29 protein-coding genes, 1 pseudogene and 1 other annotated feature are annotated in these 24187 nt (G+C 38.7%); of the genes and pseudogenes, 15 read left to right on the forward strand and 15 right to left on the reverse strand.

The features are described from left to right. Window positions 1-207 precede the first annotated feature (207 nt). The 7 genes from MKX73_RS15190 (at window position 208) to MKX73_RS15220 (ending at window position 4602) form a co-directional block, all read left to right on the forward strand. Window positions 208-699: an RNA polymerase sigma factor gene (locus MKX73_RS15190; RefSeq protein WP_340718180.1), complete on the forward strand. Its 492-nt coding sequence runs from the start codon at window positions 208-210 to the stop codon at window positions 697-699. Between the two features lie 4 nt (window positions 700-703). Beyond that, complete coding sequence (locus tag MKX73_RS15195; protein ID WP_340718181.1) at window positions 704-1192, forward strand: hypothetical protein; 489 nt, start codon at window positions 704-706, stop codon at window positions 1190-1192. A 14-nt stretch (window positions 1193-1206) separates the two neighbouring features. Then, entirely contained in the window at window positions 1207-1863 is a 657-nt protein-coding gene (locus MKX73_RS15200; RefSeq protein WP_340718182.1) for a hypothetical protein, read from the forward strand. A 188-nt stretch (window positions 1864-2051) separates the two neighbouring features. Next, window positions 2052-2528 (forward strand): CarD family transcriptional regulator, encoded by a 477-nt coding sequence (locus MKX73_RS15205; RefSeq protein ID WP_340718914.1) that lies wholly within the window; start codon window positions 2052-2054, stop codon window positions 2526-2528. 490 nt (window positions 2529-3018) lie between these two features. Continuing rightward, entirely contained in the window at window positions 3019-3930 is a 912-nt protein-coding gene (locus MKX73_RS15210; protein ID WP_340718183.1) for a tetratricopeptide repeat protein, read from the forward strand. Window positions 3931-3996: 66 nt separating this feature from the next. After that, window positions 3997-4233: a hypothetical protein gene (locus MKX73_RS15215; protein ID WP_340718184.1), complete on the forward strand. Its 237-nt coding sequence runs from the start codon at window positions 3997-3999 to the stop codon at window positions 4231-4233. A 72-nt stretch (window positions 4234-4305) separates the two neighbouring features. Then, complete coding sequence (locus tag MKX73_RS15220) at window positions 4306-4602, forward strand: hypothetical protein (protein WP_340718185.1); 297 nt, start codon at window positions 4306-4308, stop codon at window positions 4600-4602. Window positions 4603-4660: 58 nt separating this feature from the next. Here the strand turns inward: MKX73_RS15220 and MKX73_RS15225 are convergent, their stop codons facing one another. Together MKX73_RS15225 and MKX73_RS15230 are read right to left on the reverse strand one after the other, a co-directional pair. Beyond that, complete coding sequence (locus MKX73_RS15225; protein WP_340718186.1) at window positions 4661-4870, reverse strand: hypothetical protein; 210 nt, start codon at window positions 4868-4870, stop codon at window positions 4661-4663. A gap of 98 nt (window positions 4871-4968) precedes the next feature. Beyond that, complete coding sequence (locus tag MKX73_RS15230; RefSeq protein ID WP_340718187.1) at window positions 4969-5463, reverse strand: GNAT family N-acetyltransferase; 495 nt, start codon at window positions 5461-5463, stop codon at window positions 4969-4971. A 228-nt stretch (window positions 5464-5691) separates the two neighbouring features. Between MKX73_RS15230 and MKX73_RS15235 the strand changes: the two genes are divergently transcribed. After that, entirely contained in the window at window positions 5692-6117 is a 426-nt protein-coding gene (locus MKX73_RS15235) for a cytidine deaminase (RefSeq protein WP_340718188.1), read from the forward strand. A gap of 82 nt (window positions 6118-6199) precedes the next feature. Next, a pseudogene (locus tag MKX73_RS15240) lies at window positions 6200-7230 on the forward strand (S66 family peptidase). Window positions 7231-7749: 519 nt separating this feature from the next. On the opposite strand, the gene sspO reads toward MKX73_RS15240, so the two are convergent. Beyond that, window positions 7750-7899 (reverse strand): small acid-soluble spore protein O, encoded by a 150-nt coding sequence (gene sspO, locus MKX73_RS15245; protein WP_340718189.1) that lies wholly within the window; start codon window positions 7897-7899, stop codon window positions 7750-7752. A 173-nt stretch (window positions 7900-8072) separates the two neighbouring features. Here sspO and MKX73_RS15250 point away from each other — a divergent pair, with 173 nt between their 5' ends. Beyond that, a complete protein-coding gene (locus MKX73_RS15250; RefSeq protein WP_340718190.1) occupies window positions 8073-8363 on the forward strand; it encodes a hypothetical protein in 291 nt (96 codons plus the stop codon). A gap of 93 nt (window positions 8364-8456) precedes the next feature. Here MKX73_RS15250 and MKX73_RS15255 read toward each other — a convergent pair whose 3' ends face one another. Next, complete coding sequence (locus tag MKX73_RS15255; protein WP_340718191.1) at window positions 8457-9257, reverse strand: class I SAM-dependent methyltransferase; 801 nt, start codon at window positions 9255-9257, stop codon at window positions 8457-8459. A 357-nt stretch (window positions 9258-9614) separates the two neighbouring features. Between MKX73_RS15255 and guaC the strand changes: the two genes are divergently transcribed. Then, window positions 9615-10595, forward strand: a complete 981-nt coding sequence (guaC, locus tag MKX73_RS15260) for a GMP reductase (protein WP_340718915.1) — start codon at window positions 9615-9617, stop codon at window positions 10593-10595. A gap of 61 nt (window positions 10596-10656) precedes the next feature. Further along, window positions 10657-10889: a binding site (T-box leader), on the forward strand. A gap of 77 nt (window positions 10890-10966) precedes the next feature. Beyond that, on the forward strand, window positions 10967-12556 hold the full coding sequence (locus tag MKX73_RS15265) for a 2-isopropylmalate synthase (RefSeq protein WP_340718192.1): 1590 nt from the start codon (window positions 10967-10969) through the stop codon (window positions 12554-12556). Window positions 12557-12942: 386 nt separating this feature from the next. On the opposite strand, the gene MKX73_RS15270 is transcribed toward MKX73_RS15265, so the two are convergent. From MKX73_RS15270 to MKX73_RS15295, 6 genes are all read right to left on the reverse strand, one after another. Then, window positions 12943-13938: an LLM class flavin-dependent oxidoreductase gene (locus MKX73_RS15270; RefSeq protein WP_340718193.1), complete on the reverse strand. Its 996-nt coding sequence runs from the start codon at window positions 13936-13938 to the stop codon at window positions 12943-12945. Between the two features lie 61 nt (window positions 13939-13999). Next, window positions 14000-14572: a YdcF family protein gene (locus MKX73_RS15275; protein WP_340718194.1), complete on the reverse strand. Its 573-nt coding sequence runs from the start codon at window positions 14570-14572 to the stop codon at window positions 14000-14002. Between the two features lie 64 nt (window positions 14573-14636). Further along, the gene (locus MKX73_RS15280; RefSeq protein WP_340718195.1) at window positions 14637-15608 is read right to left on the reverse strand and encodes a TDT family transporter; all 972 of its coding nucleotides are present in this window, start codon (window positions 15606-15608) and stop codon (window positions 14637-14639) included. Window positions 15609-15691: 83 nt separating this feature from the next. Beyond that, entirely contained in the window at window positions 15692-16006 is a 315-nt protein-coding gene (locus MKX73_RS15285; protein ID WP_339176356.1) for a DMT family transporter, read from the reverse strand. Continuing rightward, complete coding sequence (locus tag MKX73_RS15290) at window positions 16006-16344, reverse strand: DMT family transporter (RefSeq protein ID WP_340718196.1); 339 nt, start codon at window positions 16342-16344, stop codon at window positions 16006-16008. The genes MKX73_RS15285 and MKX73_RS15290 overlap by 1 nt, the downstream gene beginning before the upstream one ends. 5 nt (window positions 16345-16349) lie before the next feature. Beyond that, window positions 16350-16916, reverse strand: a complete 567-nt coding sequence (locus tag MKX73_RS15295; protein WP_340718197.1) for a TetR/AcrR family transcriptional regulator — start codon at window positions 16914-16916, stop codon at window positions 16350-16352. 95 nt (window positions 16917-17011) lie between these two features. Here MKX73_RS15295 and MKX73_RS15300 point away from each other — a divergent pair, with 95 nt between their 5' ends. Next, complete coding sequence (locus MKX73_RS15300; protein ID WP_340718198.1) at window positions 17012-17569, forward strand: DNA-3-methyladenine glycosylase I; 558 nt, start codon at window positions 17012-17014, stop codon at window positions 17567-17569. A 137-nt stretch (window positions 17570-17706) separates the two neighbouring features. Here MKX73_RS15300 and MKX73_RS15305 read toward each other — a convergent pair whose 3' ends face one another. From MKX73_RS15305 to MKX73_RS15325, 5 genes are all read right to left on the reverse strand, one after another. Next, on the reverse strand, window positions 17707-18006 hold the full coding sequence (locus MKX73_RS15305; protein WP_340718199.1) for a hypothetical protein: 300 nt from the start codon (window positions 18004-18006) through the stop codon (window positions 17707-17709). 179 nt (window positions 18007-18185) lie between these two features. After that, window positions 18186-18368 (reverse strand): hypothetical protein, encoded by a 183-nt coding sequence (locus MKX73_RS15310; RefSeq protein ID WP_340718200.1) that lies wholly within the window; start codon window positions 18366-18368, stop codon window positions 18186-18188. Window positions 18369-18390: 22 nt separating this feature from the next. Further along, entirely contained in the window at window positions 18391-18858 is a 468-nt protein-coding gene (locus tag MKX73_RS15315; protein WP_340718201.1) for a hypothetical protein, read from the reverse strand. Window positions 18859-18977: 119 nt separating this feature from the next. Further along, entirely contained in the window at window positions 18978-19397 is a 420-nt protein-coding gene (locus tag MKX73_RS15320) for a universal stress protein (protein ID WP_340718202.1), read from the reverse strand. Window positions 19398-19407: 10 nt separating this feature from the next. Beyond that, entirely contained in the window at window positions 19408-20841 is a 1434-nt protein-coding gene (locus tag MKX73_RS15325) for a SulP family inorganic anion transporter (protein WP_340718916.1), read from the reverse strand. A gap of 240 nt (window positions 20842-21081) precedes the next feature. Here MKX73_RS15325 and MKX73_RS15330 point away from each other — a divergent pair, with 240 nt between their 5' ends. Both MKX73_RS15330 and yfkAB read left to right on the forward strand, forming a co-directional pair. Then, entirely contained in the window at window positions 21082-22899 is a 1818-nt protein-coding gene (locus MKX73_RS15330; RefSeq protein WP_340718203.1) for a dynamin family protein, read from the forward strand. Window positions 22900-23036: 137 nt separating this feature from the next. Beyond that, window positions 23037-24140: a radical SAM/CxCxxxxC motif protein YfkAB gene (gene yfkAB / locus MKX73_RS15335; protein WP_340718204.1), complete on the forward strand. Its 1104-nt coding sequence runs from the start codon at window positions 23037-23039 to the stop codon at window positions 24138-24140. The last annotated feature ends 47 nt before the right edge of the window (window positions 24141-24187 follow it).

The following is a 24187-nucleotide window of genomic DNA, read 5'->3' on the forward strand; positions in this document are numbered from 1 at the left end:
GGAATTTTATACATATTCCTTATGATTAAGTTAACTGAACTATTTGAGAATAAAAAAACAGGTGCAAGGTATTCAACTATCCTTGCGCCTTTTGCTGTTTTTAAAATAGATTTAACACATTTTTCTAAATGGAGGAAATAAAAGCAACTTTCAAAGTTGCCCAGTCGTCTCACTTTTGAAGGGAAAATGGTTCAGGGAGATTAAAAAATGTCTAAAATGAATCCTTTAGTTCTTATTGAAGAAATATACAATGAGCATTATACGTACCTGAGAAACTTTCTGATAGGTCTTACTAAAAGTGACGCAATAGCTGATGATATTATTCAAGATTTTTTTACAAAAATTTTAGTTTCACCCTCAGTAGTTACAGAAGTTAAGTATATGAGGAGCTGGTTAATAACAGGGGTTAAAAACACTTTGCTTGATTACTATAAAAAGAAGAAGCCTGAGTTGCTTCAAGATGAGAATATTATAGAAACGCTGTTGGTCGACAATTACACGCCCGAAATAAGTACAACAATAAACAACGAACTGGAAACAATTTTAGGCAAGCTATCCACTTCTGAAAAAGCAATTATTATAGCAAAAGAATATTATGGCTATGACTATAATGAAATTGGCGATCTATTAAATATACCAGTTTCTACAATAAAATCGATAGTGTTCAGAATGAGGAAAAGAATGATTAAAGCGAGGTAGTTCTATGGATTCTTTTAATAAAATACATCTTTTATCTCTAGAGTTGATACCCATAATTAATGACTTGGATGAAGAACCAAGACAGGTTATTTTAGAACATATCACAAACTGTGAAGATTGCAAAAAATTATATGATAGCACAGAAAACTTTAATGAAAATTTGCCAAAGCATGATTACTCAGAAGATGTAGAGTTGAAACCCTTAAAAAAATTAGTGCAGTTTAATAATGGGTTGAAGTTATTACTGATTACTGTAAGAGCGATAATTTTGTTTTACATTGTTTACTCCAGCTTTAACTATTATGGCGCGGAGTCTGTAGCATCATTGGTGGAGTACATTCAATCAGGAATCTTTCTGTTTTATATACCCGCTGCCATATTTCTACTGGTATTTACATTTACTTTCTTCAATAAAAAATGGGTCTGGTTATCCTTGGGGACTGATTTAGTGATTATTTTATTTTCAGCAAAAGTATTGCAGTTATTTTTATAAATGGAGGTGCTAATATGGCCTATATAATCATGTTGGTTGGATTGTTTTTAGGTGTTCTGTTTTTTTCGTTTGTTTTTATTGCTTCAAAAAGGAGCGGCAAATACTATTTGGCACCCGTCGTCACCTTTCTCTTTTCGGGATTGATTGTTGCGTACAGCCTATTCCTTGTTGGAGGATTTGAAGGGATGGGTTATTTGTTTTTAGCAGGAGGCTTTTTTATAGTTAGTGTTTTCGGGACATTACTTTTACCTTTATTAATACGTAATAAAGAATCACAACATCTTAATAAAAAAGATAAAATCAGTTTAGTGCTTTTACCTGTTCTATTTTTTGCAATAATCGGGCTATCCATATTTTCACAAGAAGGATATTGGATTATTGAACAGGCAAGTGCTGCCCCAGTAGAAACAGAACGTTATCGGATTTCGACTATTTCTGAAGGAAGTAAAGCAATTACTTTATTGCTGGGGGAAAAATATCTTGGCAAAAAGATTGAAGTGGAAAGTGTGAGTAAATGGGGCTCTACTGAAATTATTTTGAAATTTGTAGATGGTGGGGAAGATGATAAAGTACCTATTGTACAAATAGGTCTTAATGAAATAAACGGATCATTGAAAGTACAAACAACAGATGGTGAAATTTTTAAACCAATAGGAAATCCAATAGATTGAAGCAGTATCCAAGGTAGAATAGATTTTGAGTATAGAAGGGTTCAAATCTTAAAAAGAACCTCTCCATTCAATAATTTTATCGCTTTATAAATATTTGACACTTTAATAATGTTTATGATATTATTAAAAATTTGTTAAAAATCCATTTACATGTTAAGGTTAAGTAGGTTACCTTATGGTTGCCAAACATGGAGGTGGATTATTTGTTTCAAATTGGTGAAAACATTATTTATCCAATGCACGGAGCAGGTATCATTAAAGCCGTAGAAGAAAAGGAAATATTAGGGGAAAAGCAACAGTGTTTTGTCATAAAAATGACAATCGGCAATGTGCAAATCACAATCCCTAAGGATAAAATATCGAATTCAAGTATTCGTCCTGTTACTAATATTATTGATTTGAAACACATCATTCATATTTTTCAGCATGGAAAAACCGATGAATTATTGCCGTGGAGACAAAGGTATAAAGTGAACACGGACAAAGTAAAAACGGGTAAAATACTGGAATGTGCTGAAGTTGTACGCGATTTATTGCGTATGAAAGAAGAAAATGCACTAAATACAAGCGAAAAAGAAATGTTAAATAACACACATCAATTTTTGATGAGTGAACTGGGATTAATTAAAGGGATTACTGAAAATCAAATTAAAAGCTTTAGCTAAGATTAACTTAAGACTTTCAATAAGGGGACGATTCGGTCGTCCCCTTAAAGTTACAGTTTTTATATGCAGCTAACTGGCTGGCATGTTTTCGGTAATTTACCGGACTCATGCCGGTCCGTTTTTAAATAGGAGATTACGTCCTGGAAAAGGGTTAAAATTATTTATTGTAAAGGGATGATGCTAATATGGAAATTTTATATCTGGCAGGTGCTTTACTGTTCTCGGTCTTGTGGTTTCTAAATTTAGTTCAGCTCCTGGAAAAGTTACATCAAGGGAAAAATATACATAATCAAAAGATATTGGGGTGTGTATGGAGTGCTTGTTTAATTTTCTCTATATTCATCTGTATCTCTATATTTATATAGCAGTTTGAACGTCTAGAATAAGGACGATCGCAGGTCAGGGCAACCGGTTAACGATACTCGACTATTTGTGTCAATTAGTTGCAGAGAGGTGGGAGAACGTCATTTCGGAAAATAAGAGAGCGATTATGCTGTTGGAAGAAAATAATTATGATGAGGCCTTTTCACTATTTAAAAAGCTGGCAAGAGAAACACCGTCTGTTCAGAGTCTTAATAATTTGGCATGGTTAATGCTGCGTGAAGAAGAGAATCGGGATGATGCAAGGGCATTATTAGAGCAAGCGCTTGTCCTTAACCCGAAGTCTTCATTTCCATATATGATGCTCGGTGAAATCGCGTTACATAACAGGCAGTACGAGAAAGCTAAAAACTATTTACAGAAGGCACTCATGTTTAATGAGACGGAGGAAGCGACCTATAATTTAGCAATGGCGCATTTTCATCTCGGTGAGTTTGAGCAGGCAGCGACAGTCTTTTCGTGCTGTGAAGGTGATTCAGGCTTGACGCAATTACACGAGGTCGTAAGTTGGCTGAATGCAGGTCATATTGATAAGGCGAAGGCACTTTTAGCCAATTGGAATGAAGAAGCGGATGATTACACAGGTGCGATAGAAATTGCGGATGTTTACATAGAACTTGGTTGTTACAACGAAGCACGAGTGCAGTTTGAAAAAGAATGGAACAGCTGTTACCTTGCACCTTATATCGTCAGTCGCTATGCATATACCCTGTGGAAATTAAAGGACTACGACACTTGCCGCGCAATTATCCAACAAGCAATTCAACAGAATAAAGAAGAACAAATTGATGAGCAAGAAAGAGAGCTGGAAGAGCATTGGACAGCGCAGGATCGTGACGAGTGCATAAAAGAATTAACCGAACAGCAGCAAACTCTCGAAATGCTATGGCCGCGCTTGGAAAACGGTGTTGTACCGCCCTTTGACTATGATATGTATCCTAACGGCGGCTGTCAGCTATTTGGCTGCATGCAGCATGGACATCCAGAATACGAAGAGGTGGCAAGAGGGGAAATACTGTAGGCAATAGGCTCCGTGATGCCTAAAATTTAAGCTATAAGGCTGGCTAGCAACCAGCAGTGATTAAAAATGTTAGTTGAAGTGGATGGGTATGATCAGCAAGTGCTGTTAACTGGACCAATCTATACATTAAAGCAGTTAAACATAATTTATAGACAAGCAAAAAAGCAGGCAACCTCAAGTAAAGAAATGACGCAGTTTTTGTGTACATCTTATCAATTTACCCAAATTCCGTATGATGCATCGGTTCGGGTGGAATTTGTGATTGATACGGATACCGGGAGAATTTATTCACCGACATATTAAAGCTTCGGGAACCATATTATTACAATTCATGTCTATACTAGAAATGGAAGGATATGGGGAGGTGGCATCATTATGTGGTTTATAATAGGTCTTATTGCGATAGCAGCAACTTTTGCAAACCTGTATTTGTACATGACAGGTAAAGATTATAAACTTGCAATGGCAATGGGATTATCGTTTACAGCATTAACACTTTGTGCCGAATACACTCTGATAACGAATTGGGTAGAGGTAAATGATTGGGCAGCTATAGAAGATGTAGTGCCAAGTATGGAAAGGGCATTATGGTTTTTAACTATTGTTTCGGTCTTATTAAATATAGCGCCGATATTTTTAGAAAGAAAAAGAAATAGAAGGCACATTTCTTAAATAAGAATTGCGCCTTCTATTATTACTTGGACAAATCGCTGAGTAACAGGAATTTATACTATTTTTTTTCACAAGTCACGGGAGACCAAAAATCCTTTTTCGTGATTAACACTTTTTCCGCTTTATCGAAGTTTTCAAAGCATTTTTCGATAATAAGTTCATTTGCTTGATGATTCTTATGTATTTGGTTAAACAGTAAACCACTAATTGATAGAATGAGAATACTTCCAACAATAGCGATAGCCAGATTTATTTTATTTTTATTCAAGGACAACTTCTCCTTTCTTGTAAATTCATTTTAACATTCGCACTTCTTGAAGAGGGATTGCGGATGCCTTCTTTCTCCCTCTAAATATACCTTCTAACCTATTGAACGAAATACTGATAAAATAATTTATCCACTTGTAATACAGGGAAACTGTCAGGTAAATCGCTAGGATTAATTCTTGTAAATCCATTCTTTTCATAAAATCGGTGAGCGGCCAGAAATTGCGGGGTAGTTCCTAGATAGATAACTTCTACTGAGTGTTCTTTTGCCCACTCGAGTGCAGTATTTAATAAAAGACTTGCGGTTTTAAATTTTGTTCCGCGATAATTTTTATCAACAAACATCTTCCTTAAGGCAACGCGATTATTACCTATATCTAAAAGACTTATTGTGCCAACTACTTTGTCATTATAAATAGCCACCCAAAAGTTTCCGTTCCCTGTCTGATAAAATTCTTCTATTTTAAACAAATCAGGCTGATCATCCCTTGTTATCGGAATGTTGTATTCCTGCTGCTGAATATGAAGAATTAAATCTGCAACTTGCGTTTGATATTCATAACTATACTGTTTCACAATGGGGAAGTTCTCCATCTTTTCACACCGCCTATAACTATATGTATTTTCTAAATTTTACAATATAAATCATTTATAGCAAGCTCATTTCCAAAAAATCTAAAGGTATGAAGGTATATTTTGTCGAAATAGTATGTAATACAAACTAAAAGAACTAATTTGGGTTGACGTGAAGACCTAAAGAATATTGCGGAAAGTTAAATGATTTGGTCGGATTATTAAAAGAAGATAAGGAGCTGAAAATCAATGGTAGATAAGGAACTATATAATGCTGTAAAAGAATTAGTCGATGTACGATATCCGAGTGGATGGGGTGGTGCAGCAGCGGTTCGTGTAGAAGACGGGACAATCTATACAAGTGTGGCACCAGAAATGATCAATGATTCAACCGCTCTTTGTATGGAAACGGGTGCGATTTTAGAAGCCCATAAGTTCAATAAAAAAGTTACACATAGTATTTGCCTGGCAAGGGAAGATGAACTTTTACCATTAAAAGTACTTTCGCCTTGTGGTATTTGCCAGGAACGCCTATTTTACTGGGGACCTCAAGTACAATGTGCGATTTCAAATGAAACCCAAGCTGTGATTTATAAAACATTAAAGGAATTGCAGCCATACCATTGGACAGATACATATTACGAAGAAATGGCCGATCATTGGAAGAAATTATAGTCGCTTTGTGAATTGGGCAGCAAAGTATTTCTATAGAATTAAATTTCTATATATAAAAATCGGATTTGTAGAGGTGAGTGAGATGTTAATTAAACCTGAAAAATTACTGCGGGAGACCGGATTGCTGCAGTTAGTCCTTCTTGGGGTGGTGCGGGTGAACCTGCACTTAAATGGCGCTATGAACAAGGGGTTAAGCGATTGGAGGAAGTGTTTGGACTCGAGGTAATCCCAATGCCCAACAGCTTGAAAGTTGAAGAATGCCTTTATCAAAACCCACATTCTCGTGCAGAGGATTTAATGACTGCATTTAAGGATGAACAGATCAAAGGAATCATTGCAAATATTGGAGGGGAAGATAATATCCGCCTGCTCCCTTTTATTGATTTTGATGTTATACGCAAAAATCCGAAAATATTTATGGGTTATTCGGATGTGACGATTTCCCATTTATTTTGTCATAAAGCGGGCATCACTTCATTTTATGGTCCGGCCATCTTAACCGATTTTGCTGAAAATGTGCAGATGGATCCTTATACGGTTGAAATGGTAAACCGGACACTATTCTCGGGTGAGATCATTGGTGAGATCCAGCCTGCAAACGAATGGACGAGTGAGCGTTTGGAATGGACAGAAGAAAATAAAAACCGTCGCAGGAATATGCGGAAAAATTCAGGTTATGAAGTACTTCAGGGTACTGGTGTAGCGCAAGGGTTTTTAATAGGCGGTTGTATTGAAGTTTTGGAGTTTGCAAAGGGAACTGACATTTGGCCGGAAAAAGAATATTGGGAGAATAGCATCCTTTTCTTTGAAACATCTGAAGAATACCCTGACCCGAATCTTATTAAATATTGGCTGCGAAATTACGCTGCGCAGGGCATTTTACAAAAAGCAAATGGCATCATTTTCGGAAAACCGCAGGATGAGAAGTACTATGAAGAATATAAAGAGGTAATTCATCAAGTAATGAAAGAACTCGATTTAGAAAATCTGCCTGTACTATACAACATGAATTTCGGTCATACTGAACCAAAATTTATTTTACCTTATGGTGCAAAAGCAGAGATCGATTGTGTTAAGGGGACGTTTAAAATTTTAGAAAACGGTGTTAAATAATCGAAGCGAATAAAAGGTGCGAATGTTGACTGAACAATATTCGTACCTTTCTGTTGTTTAAAACCGGCATTTTGTGGAAGAATTGATTTTATTTCGGTATATTAAATGCAATGAAAGTAGAAAGTACAATTTATTTTTGGTTTTATGCGTTGGATTAATCGAAATATCACATGTTATGAAAAGGGGAATCGTATGGGGAGTTTTAATACTTTTAAAGACATACGTTACTGGATTCTTTTAGTTCCATTCCTAATCATCTTAGTCCTGTACATTTATTTTACACCAAGTGATTTTTTTGAAAAGCCGTATGTTTCATCACTTTCACTTCTTATTTTTCCGACATTATTTTGGTGTACATATCATCTTTGGAAATACATTGGAGATAAAAAGGAAGGAAATGATCGGGAAAATAGCAACGGCTTGTAGCTTGTATGAGATAACATCAGAAAAGCTAGTGCCGTTTTTTTGTTATAGTAAATAGCAAATAGCCCCCAACTTGCTTTAGATGGGGGCATGCTGTTATTGCCGCTTCTTCGTTTTCTTGTTATTCAGTCTCTCGGCAGCTGTCAATGGTTCGTTTGCCAGTTCGTGATCAAGCTCCCTTGATAAATTTTTTCTTATTGCTTGCTCATCACTGGTGCTGCGATTGTTTTTATTGTTAGTACTCACTATAAACACCTCCATGATTGTAGTTTGCCACATGGTGTCATGAGTATGCATTTTAGTTAAACCTATCAGATTGCTGCATTTTTATATATAAAAAATTTAAAATAGTCTTTTAATTTGTTTTAACTTACTGCGCTAGCACGCCCCTAATACATTTTGAAAGGTCGGTACTTAATTTGGAAAACGAAGAAATAATACTTAGTATTTTAAAAGAAATCAAGAATGGTACTACACCGGTTCATACATCATTCAATTTAACTTTTGATTTGTGGGCAGAATTTATCGAATACTTGAATGATTTAAAGTACATTACAGATGTTACTATCTACTGGTTTGGCGATGATGAATATTATAACGAAAGAGTACACTCTATTGACCTAAGCAAAGCTAAATTAACCCGTTTTGGAGAGAATTTTTTGGTAGAGAGAAGACGCTTGAAAATACAAAAAAAGCATGAATGTTGTTAAATCAACGTTCATGCTTTTTTGATGGCGGTAATCTGGGCTATAGTTGAAAACAATCACCAACAAGTTATTAATCATAAAACGATATCGGCTATTTTAGAAATCAGCGCACAGTACAAAACTATTCAACGATAGAATAGGTTTTGCTTGCTCATTCATTAAATAGGCATAACTGCGGATCAAGGACTGTATTTTAGTCGGAACTTCCGGGAATTCATTTAGTAAGTAATTGCTGTAGTCGACTTCCCACGCCCCGTCCTGCAAATAGCTGGCATCGACTGTTTGCTCAACATTGATCGAACAGCCTTCGCCAAGCATGAGTTCCTTTATTTGCGTTTTATGAAAGAGATTTTGGATATTCCCTTCATTTTCTGTAAATGCTGTATAGAGCGCAGCAATATTGGCTGCACAAAAGTGGGCACGCTGGTCGTCCGATGTATAATCGATGTCCCACTCGGCAAAACAGATTCGATCTGCTACTTGCTTGATTTTTTGCATGTAATTCTTTAAGAGCTCAATACTTTCGAAATACCATGAACAATGGGATAGTACAACGACATCAAATTTCTCGTCGAGCGCCATTTGCAAAAAGTCCGTTTCAAAGTGGAAGTCGATTCGCTGTCCTAAAGGCGAGTGTGAAATTGTTTCTGCTGCTTCGCCTAACGTGATCGGGGCACCATATTCAGTTGAGGCAAAATCGATGGCTACAACATGTCCTGTCTCTCCGACCGCATCTGCCAATACGACGGTTGTGTCACCTTGTCCGCATCCGATTTCAAGTACTTTCATACCTTTCTTAACTTGAAAGGTTTTTACAAGCTCAATACGATGTGTTAATTGTGTGCGTTGGATTGTATCGTCCCCGATGATTTTCATACTGTTTAATAAATGTTCCAATGTTTTCAGCTCCAATAATGATTGATTATTGAGCCAATTTTTAGCTCAATATTATTTCTGAACGTTCAACCATTTCTCTAACATCAATTCATCGACTCCTTTTCAATAATTCTATTAAAACATTGCGATTAGTCAGTGGACAATAGTTATTTATAAATAAGGCTAAATTTAATTTTTTTGGGGTTTACAATGAAGAATTTTATTGAGAGGCCTTAAAAACCGAACATTTTTATTGAAATTATATAAAATATTCGTTTTATGGTTGACAACGTTTTCATTGTTTTGTAAAGTAACAGATGTCGAATGATTATTATAAAAAACACGAAAAATGTTCGTATTTAGGAGTGTAGTGAAATGATAGATACAGTTTTTGATTATGAAGATATTCAATTAATCCCAGCAAAGTGCATCGTGAAAAGTCGTACGGAATGTGATGCAACAGTAACTTTGGGTGACCATACATTTAAACTTCCGGTAGTTCCGGCAAATATGCAAACAATTATTGATGAGCAATTAGCAGAAAAATTGGCAGCACAAGGCTATTTCTATATTATGCACCGTTTCCAGCCTGAAAAGCGCGCGCAATTCATCCGTGATATGCACAGCAAAGGCTTGATTGCCTCGATTTCTGTGGGTGTAAAAGATGAAGAATATACATTCATCGAAGAGCTGAAAGATGCTCAGCTTGTACCGGATTATATTACGATCGATATCGCACACGGTCATTCAAATCAAGTAATCGAAATGATCGGCCATATTAAAAAGCATTTACCGAACAGCTTTGTCATTGCAGGTAATGTGGGTACTCCTGAAGCAGTACGTGACCTTGAAAATGCAGGTGCGGATGCGACAAAAGTTGGGATCGGACCAGGTAAAGTATGTATTACGAAAATTAAAACAGGCTTTGGTACAGGCGGCTGGCAATTGGCAGCACTTCGCTGGTGTGCAAAAGCAGCTTCAAAACCGATTATCGCGGACGGCGGTATTCGTACACATGGCGACATTGCCAAATCAGTGCGTTTCGGTGCATCAATGGTAATGATCGGTTCACTATTTGCAGGTCATGAAGAATCACCGGGCCAAACAGTGGAAATCGACGGCAAACAAGTGAAAGAATACTTCGGTTCTGCATCGGAATTCCAAAAAGGCGAGCGTAAAAACGTTGAAGGCAAGAAAATGTACGTCGACTCAAAAGGTTCGATTTTCGATACGCTAACTGAAATGGAGCAAGATCTGCAGTCATCTATTTCATATGCAGGCGGTAAAACATTATCTGCAATCCGTACTGTTGATTATGCGATAGTTAAAAATTCAATTTTCAATGGCGATAAAATTTAATTTTCTGATAATAAGTGTTGACATTTTATTTCATTGCCGGTAAACTTCATTTCAAGGTAATATCTAGGCAATGACTGGAAGTAGTAAATAGCTTGTATACTTTAAGAGAGCCGGTGGGTGGTGCAAACTGGCAGATACAACTGTTGAACTCGTCCATGAGCTACGACCTGAAATTAAGTAGGGAAGTCGGAAGTCTCCGTTAAAAGACAGGCAAACTATTTGTCGTTAAGTGGAATGTTCCAGCAATGGACATTCAATTTAGAGTGGTACCGCGAGTTCAACCTCGTCTCTATGGATTTCATCCTAGAGGCGAGGTTTTTTATTTTTAATTACTGTTTTACAATCATTTGAGAAGAAAAGGGGTTATGAGAATGAGCAGAAAAATTTGGGTTTTTGATACGACATTACGTGATGGTGAGCAAGTACCTGGGGCTAAACTGAATTTATATGAAAAAGTGGAAATTGCCCAGCAGTTAAAAAAGCTCGGTGTTGATATTATCGAAGCCGGATTCCCAGCATCTTCACAAGGTGATTTTGAAGCAGTAAAAGCTGTGGCACAGAAGGTTGGTCAAAATACGGATATGATGATTACAGCACTTGCACGTGCAGTGAAAAATGATATCGATTCCGTATATAATGCGGTGAAATACGCAGATAATCCAATGATTCATATGGTTTTAGGAACATCTGATATTCATGTGGAGAAAAAGTTCAGTAAATCGAAAGACCAGATTCTGCAAATCGGAGTAGATGCAGTGAAATACGCGAAAACACTGCTGCCGCAAGTACAATATTCAACGGAAGATGCATCCCGCTCTGATTTTGAATACCTTTGGAAAACGATTGAAGCCGTCATGAAAGCCGGCGCTACGATGATCAATGTACCGGATACAGTCGGGTATGCCGAGCCGGAACAGTGGGGCGAAATGATTGCCAAACTGAACTACCGAATGAAAAACCTGGACGATTCCGTACTGCTTTCAGTTCACTGTCATAACGATTTAGGTATGGCGACTGCCAATACGTTAGCGGCGGTCAAAAATGGTGCTGATAAAATAGAAGTAACGATGAACGGGATTGGCGAACGTGCCGGAAACGCGGCATTAGAAGAAGTCGTGATGGCGATTAAGACGCGCGGTGATGTGTACGATGTGTTTACAGATATTAATACGAAAGAAATTATGAATACGTCTCGCTTAGTGTCAAGCTTCATGGGACTTGATGTGCAAGTGAACAAAGCGATTACTGGTGATAATGCCTTTGCCCATTCATCGGGTATCCATCAGGACGGACTACTGAAATCACGCGATGCATATGAAATCGTTCACCCGGAAGATGTAGGACTTGATGATATGGAGCTTGTATTAACAGCACGTTCTGGCCGTCATGCAGTGAAAAATGCGCTTTCCAAACTTGGCTTTGCAGACTTTACGGACGAAGAGTTTGAAGGCATTTTTGAAAGCTTCCTGAAACTGGCCGATTCGAAAAAAGAAGTTTACAACCATGATTTATATGTCATTGTTGAAAGCTACTATGAAAAAACAGAGAAGAACAATCCGAATAAGGAATCGTACTCTGATCAGTTTTATGATATTGAAGACTTACAGATTATTTCAAACGCTGCCTTCCCTTCAGCCAGCGTAAAAATCCGACGCGGGGAAGATGTATTCAAATCAAGTGCGGTCGGTTCCGGTCCGATTGACGCTCTTTACTCAGCTATAGCGGATGTAACAGGAATCAAGGTGAAGCTTGTCGAATACAACATCAGTTCCGTATCACGCGGTCAGGAAGCGTTAGGGAAAGTAAAAATAATAATCGAATACGGCGGAGAGAACTATATCGCAAAAGCAGCAGATACCGATATTTTAAAAGCTTCTGCAATGGCCTATATTAATGCGGTAAACAGTGTCATCGTCGCAAAAATTGCCCCGCAAACTGTTACAACGACAGCTACAGTATAAACAGATTGTAATAGAAACTAAATGAAAATTACAGGAGGCTGGGACATAAGTAGAATAACCGTTAAATAAGAGGAAAGACATTATTAAAAAACGGATATTTGAAAAATTGATTGGAATGCAGGGCGACTCCTGCGGGAATAGCGTGACGCCTGAGACTACAGGCTCAGGCCACGCCCGCGGAAAGCGTCCCGGAATGGAAATCAATTTTAACGTTCAGCAAAAAAACACTATTTTTCTCTCTGAGAGAAAAATAGTGTTTTTGGGTTATGTCCCGGCCTCTTTTTAGTTGCATGCTTTTGTTGGTATCCACTTCAAAATTTAACGGCCATTAACCGAAAAAAGTAGTGCCTTTGACGAATCAATCGGCACTACTTGATTAAACTATATTATTTTTTGAACTGTTCCATTAATAGACGGTAGCTGTTCAGACGCTGATCGATCGTATATAGATTACAGTTGATCATCGCTTCATCAAAGCCGTAGTATGCCTGTTCTTCTCTAATCTGATTCGCAACATCTTCGGCAGAACCGATCAGCATAAGCGAACGGTTTTCCTCCAAAATCATTTTATCCATCTCAGTAAGCGGATAGTCATTTGCTTCTTCAGGAGAAAGCACTGTGAGAAGCTTACCACGCATCAAGTTCAGGCGGGTAATTTGCATCGGCATCGATAAGTATTCCGCTTCTTCCGCCGTTTCAGCTACACTGATTGCATATGTCGTAATAATTTGCGGCTGTTCCATAAAGTACGAAGGCTGGAAACTGTTGCGGTATGCATCGAAAATCCCTTTAGACATTTGTCCATTGAAGAACTGGGCAAACGAATAGCCGACACCCGCTTCACCAGCTTTTTTCGCGCTTTGTCCGCTTGATCCAAGCAGCCAGCTTTGCGGCAGCTGTATTTTGAAAGGCGCGGCGACAACATTATCATAAACCGCTTCACCTGTACGTTGTTCATTCATTAAACGTAAAATTACTTCGAGTTTATCGTATTGTTCCGTCAGGTCAGGTCTGCGTCCGCTGGCAAGAGCGGTCATTGCCGGCATATCCCCGCCTGGAGCGCGGCCTGCACCGAAATCGATTCGGCCTGGTGCCAACGCTGCCAATGTTTTAAATACTTCGGCCACTTTATATGGAGAATAATGCATCATCATAATGCCGCCCGTTCCGACACGGATGCGCTCTGTTTTCGCAGCGACATAGGCAGCTGTTACTTCAGGAGCGGAGCTGGCAAGGGAAGTTGTGTTATGGTGCTCTGCAAACCAGATTCGTTCATAACCGTGCTCATCACCAAGTTGGGCGAGCTTCACTGCATTAGCTAGTGCTTCGGTTGATGTCATGCCTTTGGAAATTGGTACTTGATCTAATATACTAAGTTTCATTGAAATTCACCTCAACTGTTCGTTACATTTTACGATAACGAATTGGACGGCAAATGTAAAATTATTGGCCTCTCGTATAGGCCTTAATGATCGCCAAGCGTTCGCGAATACGTGATTTTGTATTGACGACTTTTGGCGTAGGGGCTGCCACAACATCTGCTTTTAGACCGAGTTTTCGGGCAAGAATGGTCGCGCGTTTCAGGTGGAAATCATTTGAAATGATCGTGATGCTCGCTGTATTTTCGGGCAACAGTTTTTTTGCGAACAACAAATTTTCATATGTTGTAGTAGACTGATCTTCCAATAAGACACGATCTTCAGCAATCCCGTGTTTGATTAAATAGTCCGCCATGACCGATGCTTCTGTACGATCTTCATCAGCCCCCTGGCCACCTGTAACAATCGCTTTTACAGCGGGATATTTTTGAAGATAATCCACTGCGGCATCTAAACGGTTTTTAAGTGACTGGGAAGGGATGCCTCCTGGTTTCACTTTTGCGCCTAAAATGACAGCAAACTCATTGGTCCCATCAGCCTCATTTTTTAACGCAGCATTCATTTCATAGTCAAGCCAGTAGAATATTAATACGAGGATAAGTACAATAAATAATAGTGCAAAAATAATTCTTTTCAAAAAAATCCCCCCTTTATGTAGTATACGATGCATAAAGGGGGAATGTTTCGCTATTGCGGAAGAATTATGAAATGGCTTCTTTTTCTTCCCGAATGACTCTGCGCTGTTGTCGTACCTGTACGGACAAGTAGTTGATATAACGGAAAAAAACATAAAAAACAATAATTGCAGAGAATGTTAATTGAAAATAAAAATACGTTTCCAGCCAGCTTGTCGCCATCCCGTTTTGTCCGAAATAACGAATGACTTCATAAGTGGCAGTAGCAGAAATAACCAACGGAAACGTAAAGGCAGCATAGCTTGGATAAAAAGGCAGCTGTAATGCGCCCGGTAATTTCGACAGTACTAAAAGATACAATATTTGCGCGACAATGAATAATGTCAGAACAATCCCGAATTGACTTTCAAACTGCTGGAAATAGGCAGCTAAACTGATAGAAGCGGGCGCGGTTAAAATCGTCAGCATCGGAATCGTAGGCTCCGGCAAATCTTTTCGGATAAATACACGGAAAATAAGAATCGGCACTAATACAGTGAAAGAACAGATCGAGAAAATGACAATCGCTTTTGTGAATATGCTTGAAAGATCACTCGCTGTTAATGGGATAACGGCAGTTCCGACAAACATAATAAGCCAGCTTGGATAAATATCCGATACTGTAATCCTTTTTTTCCAAATAAAAGTTCGAATAAAATAAAAGATAATAAAGATTTGAGTCGTTGCAGCAAGAATCCAGATCATATGTATAACGAATTCACTTACACCGTAATAGTGCAACCCGCTGCTTATCGATAAAGTACCCATCGTAAAAGTGGGGGACACGGATGCGATAATCGGATTTTGCATTTCTGCAAGGATACTGGAAAATGCAAAAATCAGTTTTCCAATGATCAATAGAAATAAAAAGATTCCTGTAAAAAAACAGACGTGACCAAGAGTGGCTTTGTCCATACTTAAAAATAAATTTCCCAATGAAACCAGTCCGAGCATTAGCCCACTGATCGGAATTGGGACGACTTGAAATAAATTTCTCACAATGGCCTCCAAAATATAACAACAATGTGCACAATCTATGAGAATATTCATAGATTGTACACATTGTTTCTATTAACTCTATTCTACTGCGTAATTTTTAATCCGACAACCGCAATAATAATAAACGAAATAAATAGAATCCTTTTCCAGTCTTTGGATTCGTTATAGATAAACATTCCTACAAGTGTACCGCCGACTGTGCCGATCCCTGTCCATACAGCATAGGCAACGCCCATCGGCAATTCTTTCATTGCCAATGAAAGGAGCGAGAAACTGAAGATAAAGGAGCCGATCAGAAATGCATAGGAGCCGAATGACTTTTTCTGGGCAACTTTATTCATTCCGATAACACCGCCGACTTCAAAAAGGCCAGCAAAAATTAAATATACCCAAGCCATTATGCATCCCTCGCTTCTTCCGGTTCATTTGAAATGAGTTTTAACCCAATGACACCGATTAATAATAATCCAATAAAGCCGATTTTTGTGAAGCTGAACGGCTCGTTGAAAATGACCGTTTCCGCAATGACAGTACCGGCTGTACCGATCCCTGTAAACACCGCATAAACGGTAGCGACCGGTAGTTTTTCTGTTGCGATGATTAATATATAAAACGATACAACAATCAATGCGGCAACGCCGATCCATAGCCACACTGTGTTTGCGTATTTCAGTCCCATTGCCCAAATAATTTCGATGATGCCTGCCAAGAGGACGAGTATCCAGTATTTTGTCATGATGTCTACACCTCAGTTCTTATTCCTCTGTAAAATATGGTCCATCCCGCCTGCAAACGCTTTTCACACCGTTCACTGCCGCCATAAAGCATTTCGACATACAGGCTATCAAGCAATGCCAAAAAGCCGACTGCTGCGTCATTCGCTGAAACGGACAGTTGCTGTTTTTTTAAATAATCCGTAAATAGCCTTTCCAATTCGTCCAAATAAATGTACGTCTGTTCACTTAACTGCTGCTCCAAATGCTGCGGCATTAAGAAAATGGAACGCATGAAAAATTTAGTTTCCGCGATGGATTCAAAGCGTTGCTGAAAAGACTGCAGAAATGGCAGCAACACTTTTTCGACAGGAAGTTGTTGATGTTTTGCGATAAACTCTTTTGCAAATAACAGCTCAGCTTCCATTGCCTGGTTCGAAATCGATAAATAGAGTTCATCTTTACTTTTAAAATACGTATAGATCGATTGTTTCCGTATACCTACTTCTTCCGCAATCTGGGCCAGTGATCCGCCACTGTATCCGTGTTCGCTGAAATTAACCAGAGCTGCCTGGATTATTTTTTCTTTTGTCACATTATCACCTTCCTGACGTTCGTAAGGCAAGCGTAACAAATATTAATTGCGATTGCAACCGAGTTGGATTAGAGTGGTTAAAAAGAGGTGAGGACATGGAACGTTGCAGTTGGGTGAAGCTGGATGAACCCATTTATGTGAAATATCATGACGAAGAATGGGGCGTCCCCGTTTATGACGACAGGAAGCTTTTTGAAATGCTTTGTCTGGAAGGGGCACAGGCTGGGTTAAGCTGGCTGACGATATTAAAAAGAAGAGAAGGGTATTTGGCTGCATTTGATCAGTTCGATGCGGAAAAGATTGTACAATATGATGAAGAAAAACTTGAAGCATTAAGAAATGACGAACGTATTATCCGCAACCGGCTGAAAATCAAAAGTGTCGTGACAAATGCCGAAAGCTTTTTGGCTATTCAAAAACAGTACGGTTCCTTTTCAGACTATATTTGGTCATTTGTTGACGGCAAGCCGATAATTAATGCATGGGAATCACCGGCACAAGTACCGATTACAACAGAAATAAGCGACCGTATGAGCAAGCAGCTGAAAAAAGACGGATTCAAATTTGTCGGCAGCACAATCTGCTACTCCTATATGCAGGCAGTCGGCATGGTGAATGACCATACAACGAATTGCCACTGTTTCAAAAGGTAAAAGAAGGGGCAGTCTCCAACCGGACATGCGGAGTTTCTGCCCCCATATAGGGAAACATATTATGTACGTGGAAGTGAGGAATAACGAACAAGAACTGCGGAATATATTTTAGACCAATGCGATTTGACGGAAAAATATTAAAATCTAATTGCCTTTTTGGGCGGTGTCTTAGGAGTTTCTATTAACCTTGCGATATTCTTGCCTTTCTTAAACTTTATATTATTCAGCCAATAAATAAATGCATCGGTGCGATAAGATACCCCATAATTTACCCGGCCATCTTCTTCATATTTAAACCAATAACCGTGGTCATTACTCCGGTCAAAAAGCCATTCCCAAAATTCCCATTGTAATTGATTGATATTTCTTCCAACTTTTGCAGGACACTTTATATATTCTAGATCCTCTTCATAATCAAAGCCTACTTTAATAATCATAAATCTAACCTCTTTCTAATCATATTTACTACGGTGGACAGCATGTTTAAGGCAATTTGTATCAAAAGTTTATGGTTCGTTCGGTTCTGCAGATAGTAAAACAGCCTTTTTGCTTTTCTTGATTTCGTTATTGAAAAAATACTCTTTTTCTACTATCTACACATTCACTTCAAATAGAATTAAAACAATAAATGCTGATAAAGGGATACCGTTAATATAATGGCCGATAAAGTTCCTGCGGATAATAAAGTGATCATTTTTCGTCTGTTAACCTCTTTTGTAGGTTTTATAGCTTCTTTAGAGACAGCAATCCATATTGCAGTCGATACTATGGCTAATATGATTAGAGCTTCATTGGACATAAATCGTTCCTCCCCGGTAATTCTAGGTTTTTATCGCTTGTTCTACATATGCTAAAAAATTATTATAGTTGGATTTACCTTCAAAATATAGCTTCACTTCATAGATGGGGCACAATACGTGATCCATTTTTTTAGAATAAAGAACCGATTCATTTTTAATGCTCGGTACATAATTATTTAAATGTACGGTATTTGCTTTTACTGAATTAAAATCAAACCAGCGATATTGTCCGTCTTTGTGATTTCTTATTACTTCGCCTAAATAGGCACCAATCCGTGAGATGAAAGTTTTTAGAAGCTGCTGTCCAAATTCTGTATGGATTAACCGTTCAGCATACTCATTAACGAGACGAACACTATCAATTGAAAAATCCAAATGAGCTTTTGTTAAATGATCCTGATCCCATTGATCTGGTGAAACATCTTCAAATAACAATTTCGCAATAGATTTCTTATCATTTTTAATTAGTTTAGGTTTTAAGAAAAACATACTTCCCACCATCCTGAATCTGGCCTTTGATCCTGATTATACCAGTTATACATAAAAAAAAAGACAAAACATATTAGAAGCTCTAAAAATGTTTTGTCATTTCTCTTTTTAATATTCCCTTATTTCACCAGCATAGCGGGGCATTGGACGCGTTTCATCACTTTATGTGATACGCTGCCCAGCACCATTTCCTGCAAACTGTTTAAACCGCGGCTGCCGATTACCACTAAATCGACATTTTGCGTGTTGGCATATTTGATGATTTCAGGTCCCGGTGAGCCGTGAATGATTTCCACTTTATAACGGACTTGCTGCTCGTTGAACATTTCCTCGATCGGCACGAGCTTCCGACGGCGTTCCATGTAAAGACTTTCGATGGAGCTTGAATGCAATACATCCGTTTTCGCTTTCTCCATATCAATGATAAAAATGATTGTCACCAATGTTTCAGCATTTATTCGGGCTATTTTTAAAGCTTCTTTTGCCGCACGTATCGAGTTTTGCGAACCATCAGCGGCCAGTAGAATATGTTGATACATAAGCCACCTCCTAATCGATTAATGTCGTACCGGTTAACTTTTTCAATAGCTGTTTACTTGACTCATCAATATTCAAGTAGGTTACTTCTATATTTTTCGCTTTCAACTGGTCTTTTACCTTCATTAAAGCACCGATTGCCGAGTCATCCCACACTTTACATAGTGAGAAGTCGATGATAATTGATGACTGCTCCGTTTGAACTGTTTTGAAATAATTAATAAAACCTTCTGTTGAAGCGAAGAACAGCTGCCCTTTGACAAAGTATGTTTTCCCTTCCTGTGAAATACTTACACGTGAAATCTCGTTTACGAAAAACAGTGCGCTGACAATAATACCGGCGACAACTCCTAATGCTAAATTATGTGTATAGAGGACAACCGCGATTGTCAGTAGCATCACAAACACATCTTTTTTCGGTGCTGTCACGGCATATTTGAATGATTGCCAGTCAAATTGGGTAATACATACTACAACCATTACACCGGCAAGTACCGGCATCGGAATCTGAACAACATAATCACCCAAAACGAGTATTAAAAACATTAAAAATACACCAGCAACAAAAGTGGAGAGTCGGCCGCGTGCGCCGGATTTTACGTTAATAACGGATTGTCCGATCATCGCACAGCCGGCCATGCCACCAAAAAACCCATTAATAACATTGGCAATCCCTTGTCCGCGCGCTTCTTTATTTTTATCGCTTTCAGAAGCCGTCATATCGTCCAAAATCGATGCTGTCAGCAATGATTCCACCAATCCGACAACAGCCAAAGCCAATGAATAAGGTAAAATGATCATCAACGTTTCTAAATTAAACGGTATATCCGGTATTAAAAAGGATGGCAATGATTGTGTAATTGTTCCCATATCTCCGACTGTATTTAAATTAAAGCCTGAATAAATAGCTACCGCCGATAAAATAACTACGGCAATGAGCGGGGCAGGGATCCCTTTAATGACAAAAGGAATTGCGTAAATAAGTGCAATTGTTGCAAGCAGGAATGCCCATGTCACGATGTCGCCACCGATAAAGTGCGGTGTTTGGGCCATGAATACCAGAATCGCCAATGAGTTCACAAAACCGATCATGACCGCATTCGGAATAAACTTCATCAGGCGTGCAATTTTCAGCATGCCGAAAATGATTTGAATAATTCCAGTTAAAATCGTTGCAGCGAGTAAATACTGCAGTCCATGGTCTTTTACAAGCGAGACGATTACGAGGGCCATCGCTCCTGTTGCTGCGGAAATCATCGCAGGACGACCGCCGACAAAGCTGATTGTTACAGCGATTACAAATGAGGCATAAAGTCCGACCATCGGATCTACACCGGCTAAAATAGAAAAAGCAATTGCTTCAGGGATGAGGGCGAGTGCGACAACTAGTCCTGCCAGCACATCTGAGCGTACATTCCCAAACCATTGCTCACGGATATTGTACATATACTGTGTAGCTCCTTTTAAATATTCTTCTACTATAATAGCACGCAAACAATGTCCAGCAATAGCAATATTCTGAGGAAATCCAAATGCCACAATAAAATTTCCGTGTGTTATTACCTAGTCTTTGCTGTAATGATTAAGTATGAGGAACCAATTATTTCGATTTTCGTAATTACTGCTCCACACGGAAAACACTGCGTTTATAATAGAATAACAATTGTTTGTAAAGGAGTGACCCGTATGACTGAGCGATTCAGCGAACAGCTAAACAACTTTGATGAACAGAATCCGTTGGAACAATTAATTGAACGGTTAAAACCTTTGCATAGTATTCTGTCTCGAAATCATTATATAAAAGATACGACGGCCCGTTTGAAACAGATTATAGAGGATGCAGAAAGCCAGCCGATTGTGCTCTTTCTCGGAAAAGAGCGGGTGGGGAAAACAACAGTGATCAACAGTTTAATAGGAAGAAATCTGCTGGAAGACCGCCCGTCTGAACCGACAAGGACCAATACATTTATAAAATATGGGGATGAGGAGTATATAAAAGCCATATTTTTAAATGGCTTGGAAGTGACTTTTAATATTGCCAGCCTCCCATTATTCACCGTTTCGAATACGGAAAGCGCCCAAATAATTCGTAAGCACCTGGATTATCTGGAAGTATATATAACATGTGAGCTATTAAAAAAAGTGACCATTGTCGATTCGGTAGCGCTGGAAGCAGGCGCAAACAATGCAGTTTACTTTTCACCAGCTCTAATACAGCGGTGCAATGAAGTATTCTGGATCCTGCAGGCGGGTTCACCTGCCACGGAAGCAGAATTGAATTTTATCGAAAAACTGAACCGAAAGGGAATTACCGCCCATTTAATCGTAAACGGGATTGACCGGGTAGATGGGGAAGTGGAAGCCTTTCTTGATATGGAAAAAGAACGTTACGGCTATTTTATAGGTGAAGATGTACCGGTTTCGGCTTTACAGGCACAGCAGGCACGTATAGCGAACAGTACCCAGCTGCTTATTGATTCCCGCATTACACAGCTGTCACAACTGATGTTCCAGTTAATCGATAACAAGCAAAAAAAGATGCGCCATATTACGGAGCGGTTTATACAGTGGCTGGAACGTCTCCGTGTGGAAATCAGTACAATTCCTGCAAGGGAACCGTATGTATCGGCGTTTGAATATGTCATACAGCATCAAAATGGTTTGAGTAGTGAGGTAGTCCAATTTCAACAGGAAAAAGCGCTCATCACCTCTCTTGAAAAACAATATGAAACGGCCAGTAAAGTATTCAAAGAAGTACAAACCCTTTTTCAGCTGTTACAGACATTGGAAAACCATAGTTATTTACGTGATCCGTTCATCGAAATGTATGAGGAAATGGCAGAGCTTTACCAAAAAAATGTGCGGGAATACCGGAAATTGCATGTAGAATACACGATGGAATATGGACAGCTGGAAAAGCAGTTCAAAAACCAAACCGGGGTGTCGCTTGCTTTTCCGTTAGAAGAGAGTGAGCATACCCCGCTTCTGATGGAGCAAATTCAAACGTTGAACAATATCCGGACACATTGTGAACAGAAACTGATATTTATAAAAAAATACGAACAATTTGTACTGGAAAAACTGGATACAGTACAAAGCCGACTGAACGAACTGGTGGAAAACCGGCTATTATCAACACACAATCAGCTGAGCGATTTGGAAGCGGAACGGATTCGTGAACTGTCCGGCATGACAGCCTCTGTAAATAAACTGGCTGAGTTCAATTGCATTCCCGAAGCACAGAGCTATTTAAAAGATGCGATCGAGCCTCTATTGCTGGAAAGAGTTCTGCCGGTCAAGGAGCAGGAAAAAATACAAATCCAACAGACGATCGATCATATTGTAAAGGTTGATTTTACGTATGAAACACCAACTGCAGCAGAACCGGATGAACTGTCGGTACAGCAAAATCTGGAAGAAAAATACCAACTATTCAAGCTGCGTTTAACCGAAGAAGATATCATATCGGATATTCCGGAATTACCTGAAAAAATCGAAATCTAAAAATTGGCTGTGCGGGATTTTTTATCTCGGGCGGCCATTTGTTTTTTACGGGAGTACTGTGAATACCATAGAAACAATAGCCTTTCCAATCCAACGGTTTTATGAGAAAATTGTACTCGCAGAAAGGAAGTCTTTAAATGAATACAATTTTTAAACCACATGATGAATGGGAACCATATATTGATATCGATCAACATGGGAAGCTAACATTATCTAATATTGAGTTTACAACAACAAACTTATGTAATATGAGATGCTCGCATTGTGCAGTAGGATATACGTTATTAACGAAAGAATTACCGGCCATCCCCGCAGAAGAAATAATTCGTAAACTGGATGAGGTAGAAACATTACGGACAATGAGTTTTACAGGCGGGGAACCGCTATTAACGAAAAAGGGAATTAAGGATAACCTGTTACCGCTATTGAAATATGCGAAGAGCAGGGGGATTAAGACACAAATTAACTCCAACCTTACTTTACCGATGTCCCATTATGAGCTGGTTGCACCATATCTGGATGTCATGCATATTTCGCACAACTGGTGTGATGAAAAGGAATTTGTTGAAACAGGATTCGCAATGATGGAAAAAACGCCGTCAGTTGAATATAGAGGGAACTTATATCGCAATATTTTTGATAATGCACGTGAACTCTCAAAAGGCGGTATGTTCGTTTCCGCAGAAACAATGCTGAACCGCAACACGGTGCCGTTTATGGAGAAAATTCATCATGAAGTAGCCAATGAAATGCTTTGTAAACGTCATGAAATTCACCCGATGTACGCCAGTGATTTCGCTGAAAGTTTAGAGACGATCGGCTTGGATGAATACAGAACTGTAATCAATGAAATCCTCGATTACCGAAATAAAGATATTTGGGTTTTATTCGGAACATTGCCTTTCTATCCGTGCAGCCGGGATGAGCGCGATACCGCATTAATCAACCGAATCAACAATGCACCGAATACGACAATGAGAAATGATGTTGACGGACGTTCAAGAATGAACCTGAATATTTTCTCGGGTAATATTTCGGTGACCGATTTCTCGGATGACGGTCAGGCATTCGGGAATATAAAAAATGAATCATTGACTCAAATTTACAAGAGATGGCTCGATTCGAATATTTCCAAATCAATCAATTGTCATTGTCCTGCGGTGAAGTGCCTAGGGGCGAATGTCATTGTTAAAAACATGTATTATCCTTCTACTGAATTTGTGAGTGGGATTGTGAAATAAATAATAGAAATACAGCAATCTATCCGAATGTGGATAGATTGTTTTTT

It is taken from the genome of Solibacillus sp. FSL W7-1436 (assembly GCF_038007305.1).
GTDB lineage: Bacteria > Bacillota > Bacilli > Bacillales_A > Planococcaceae > Solibacillus.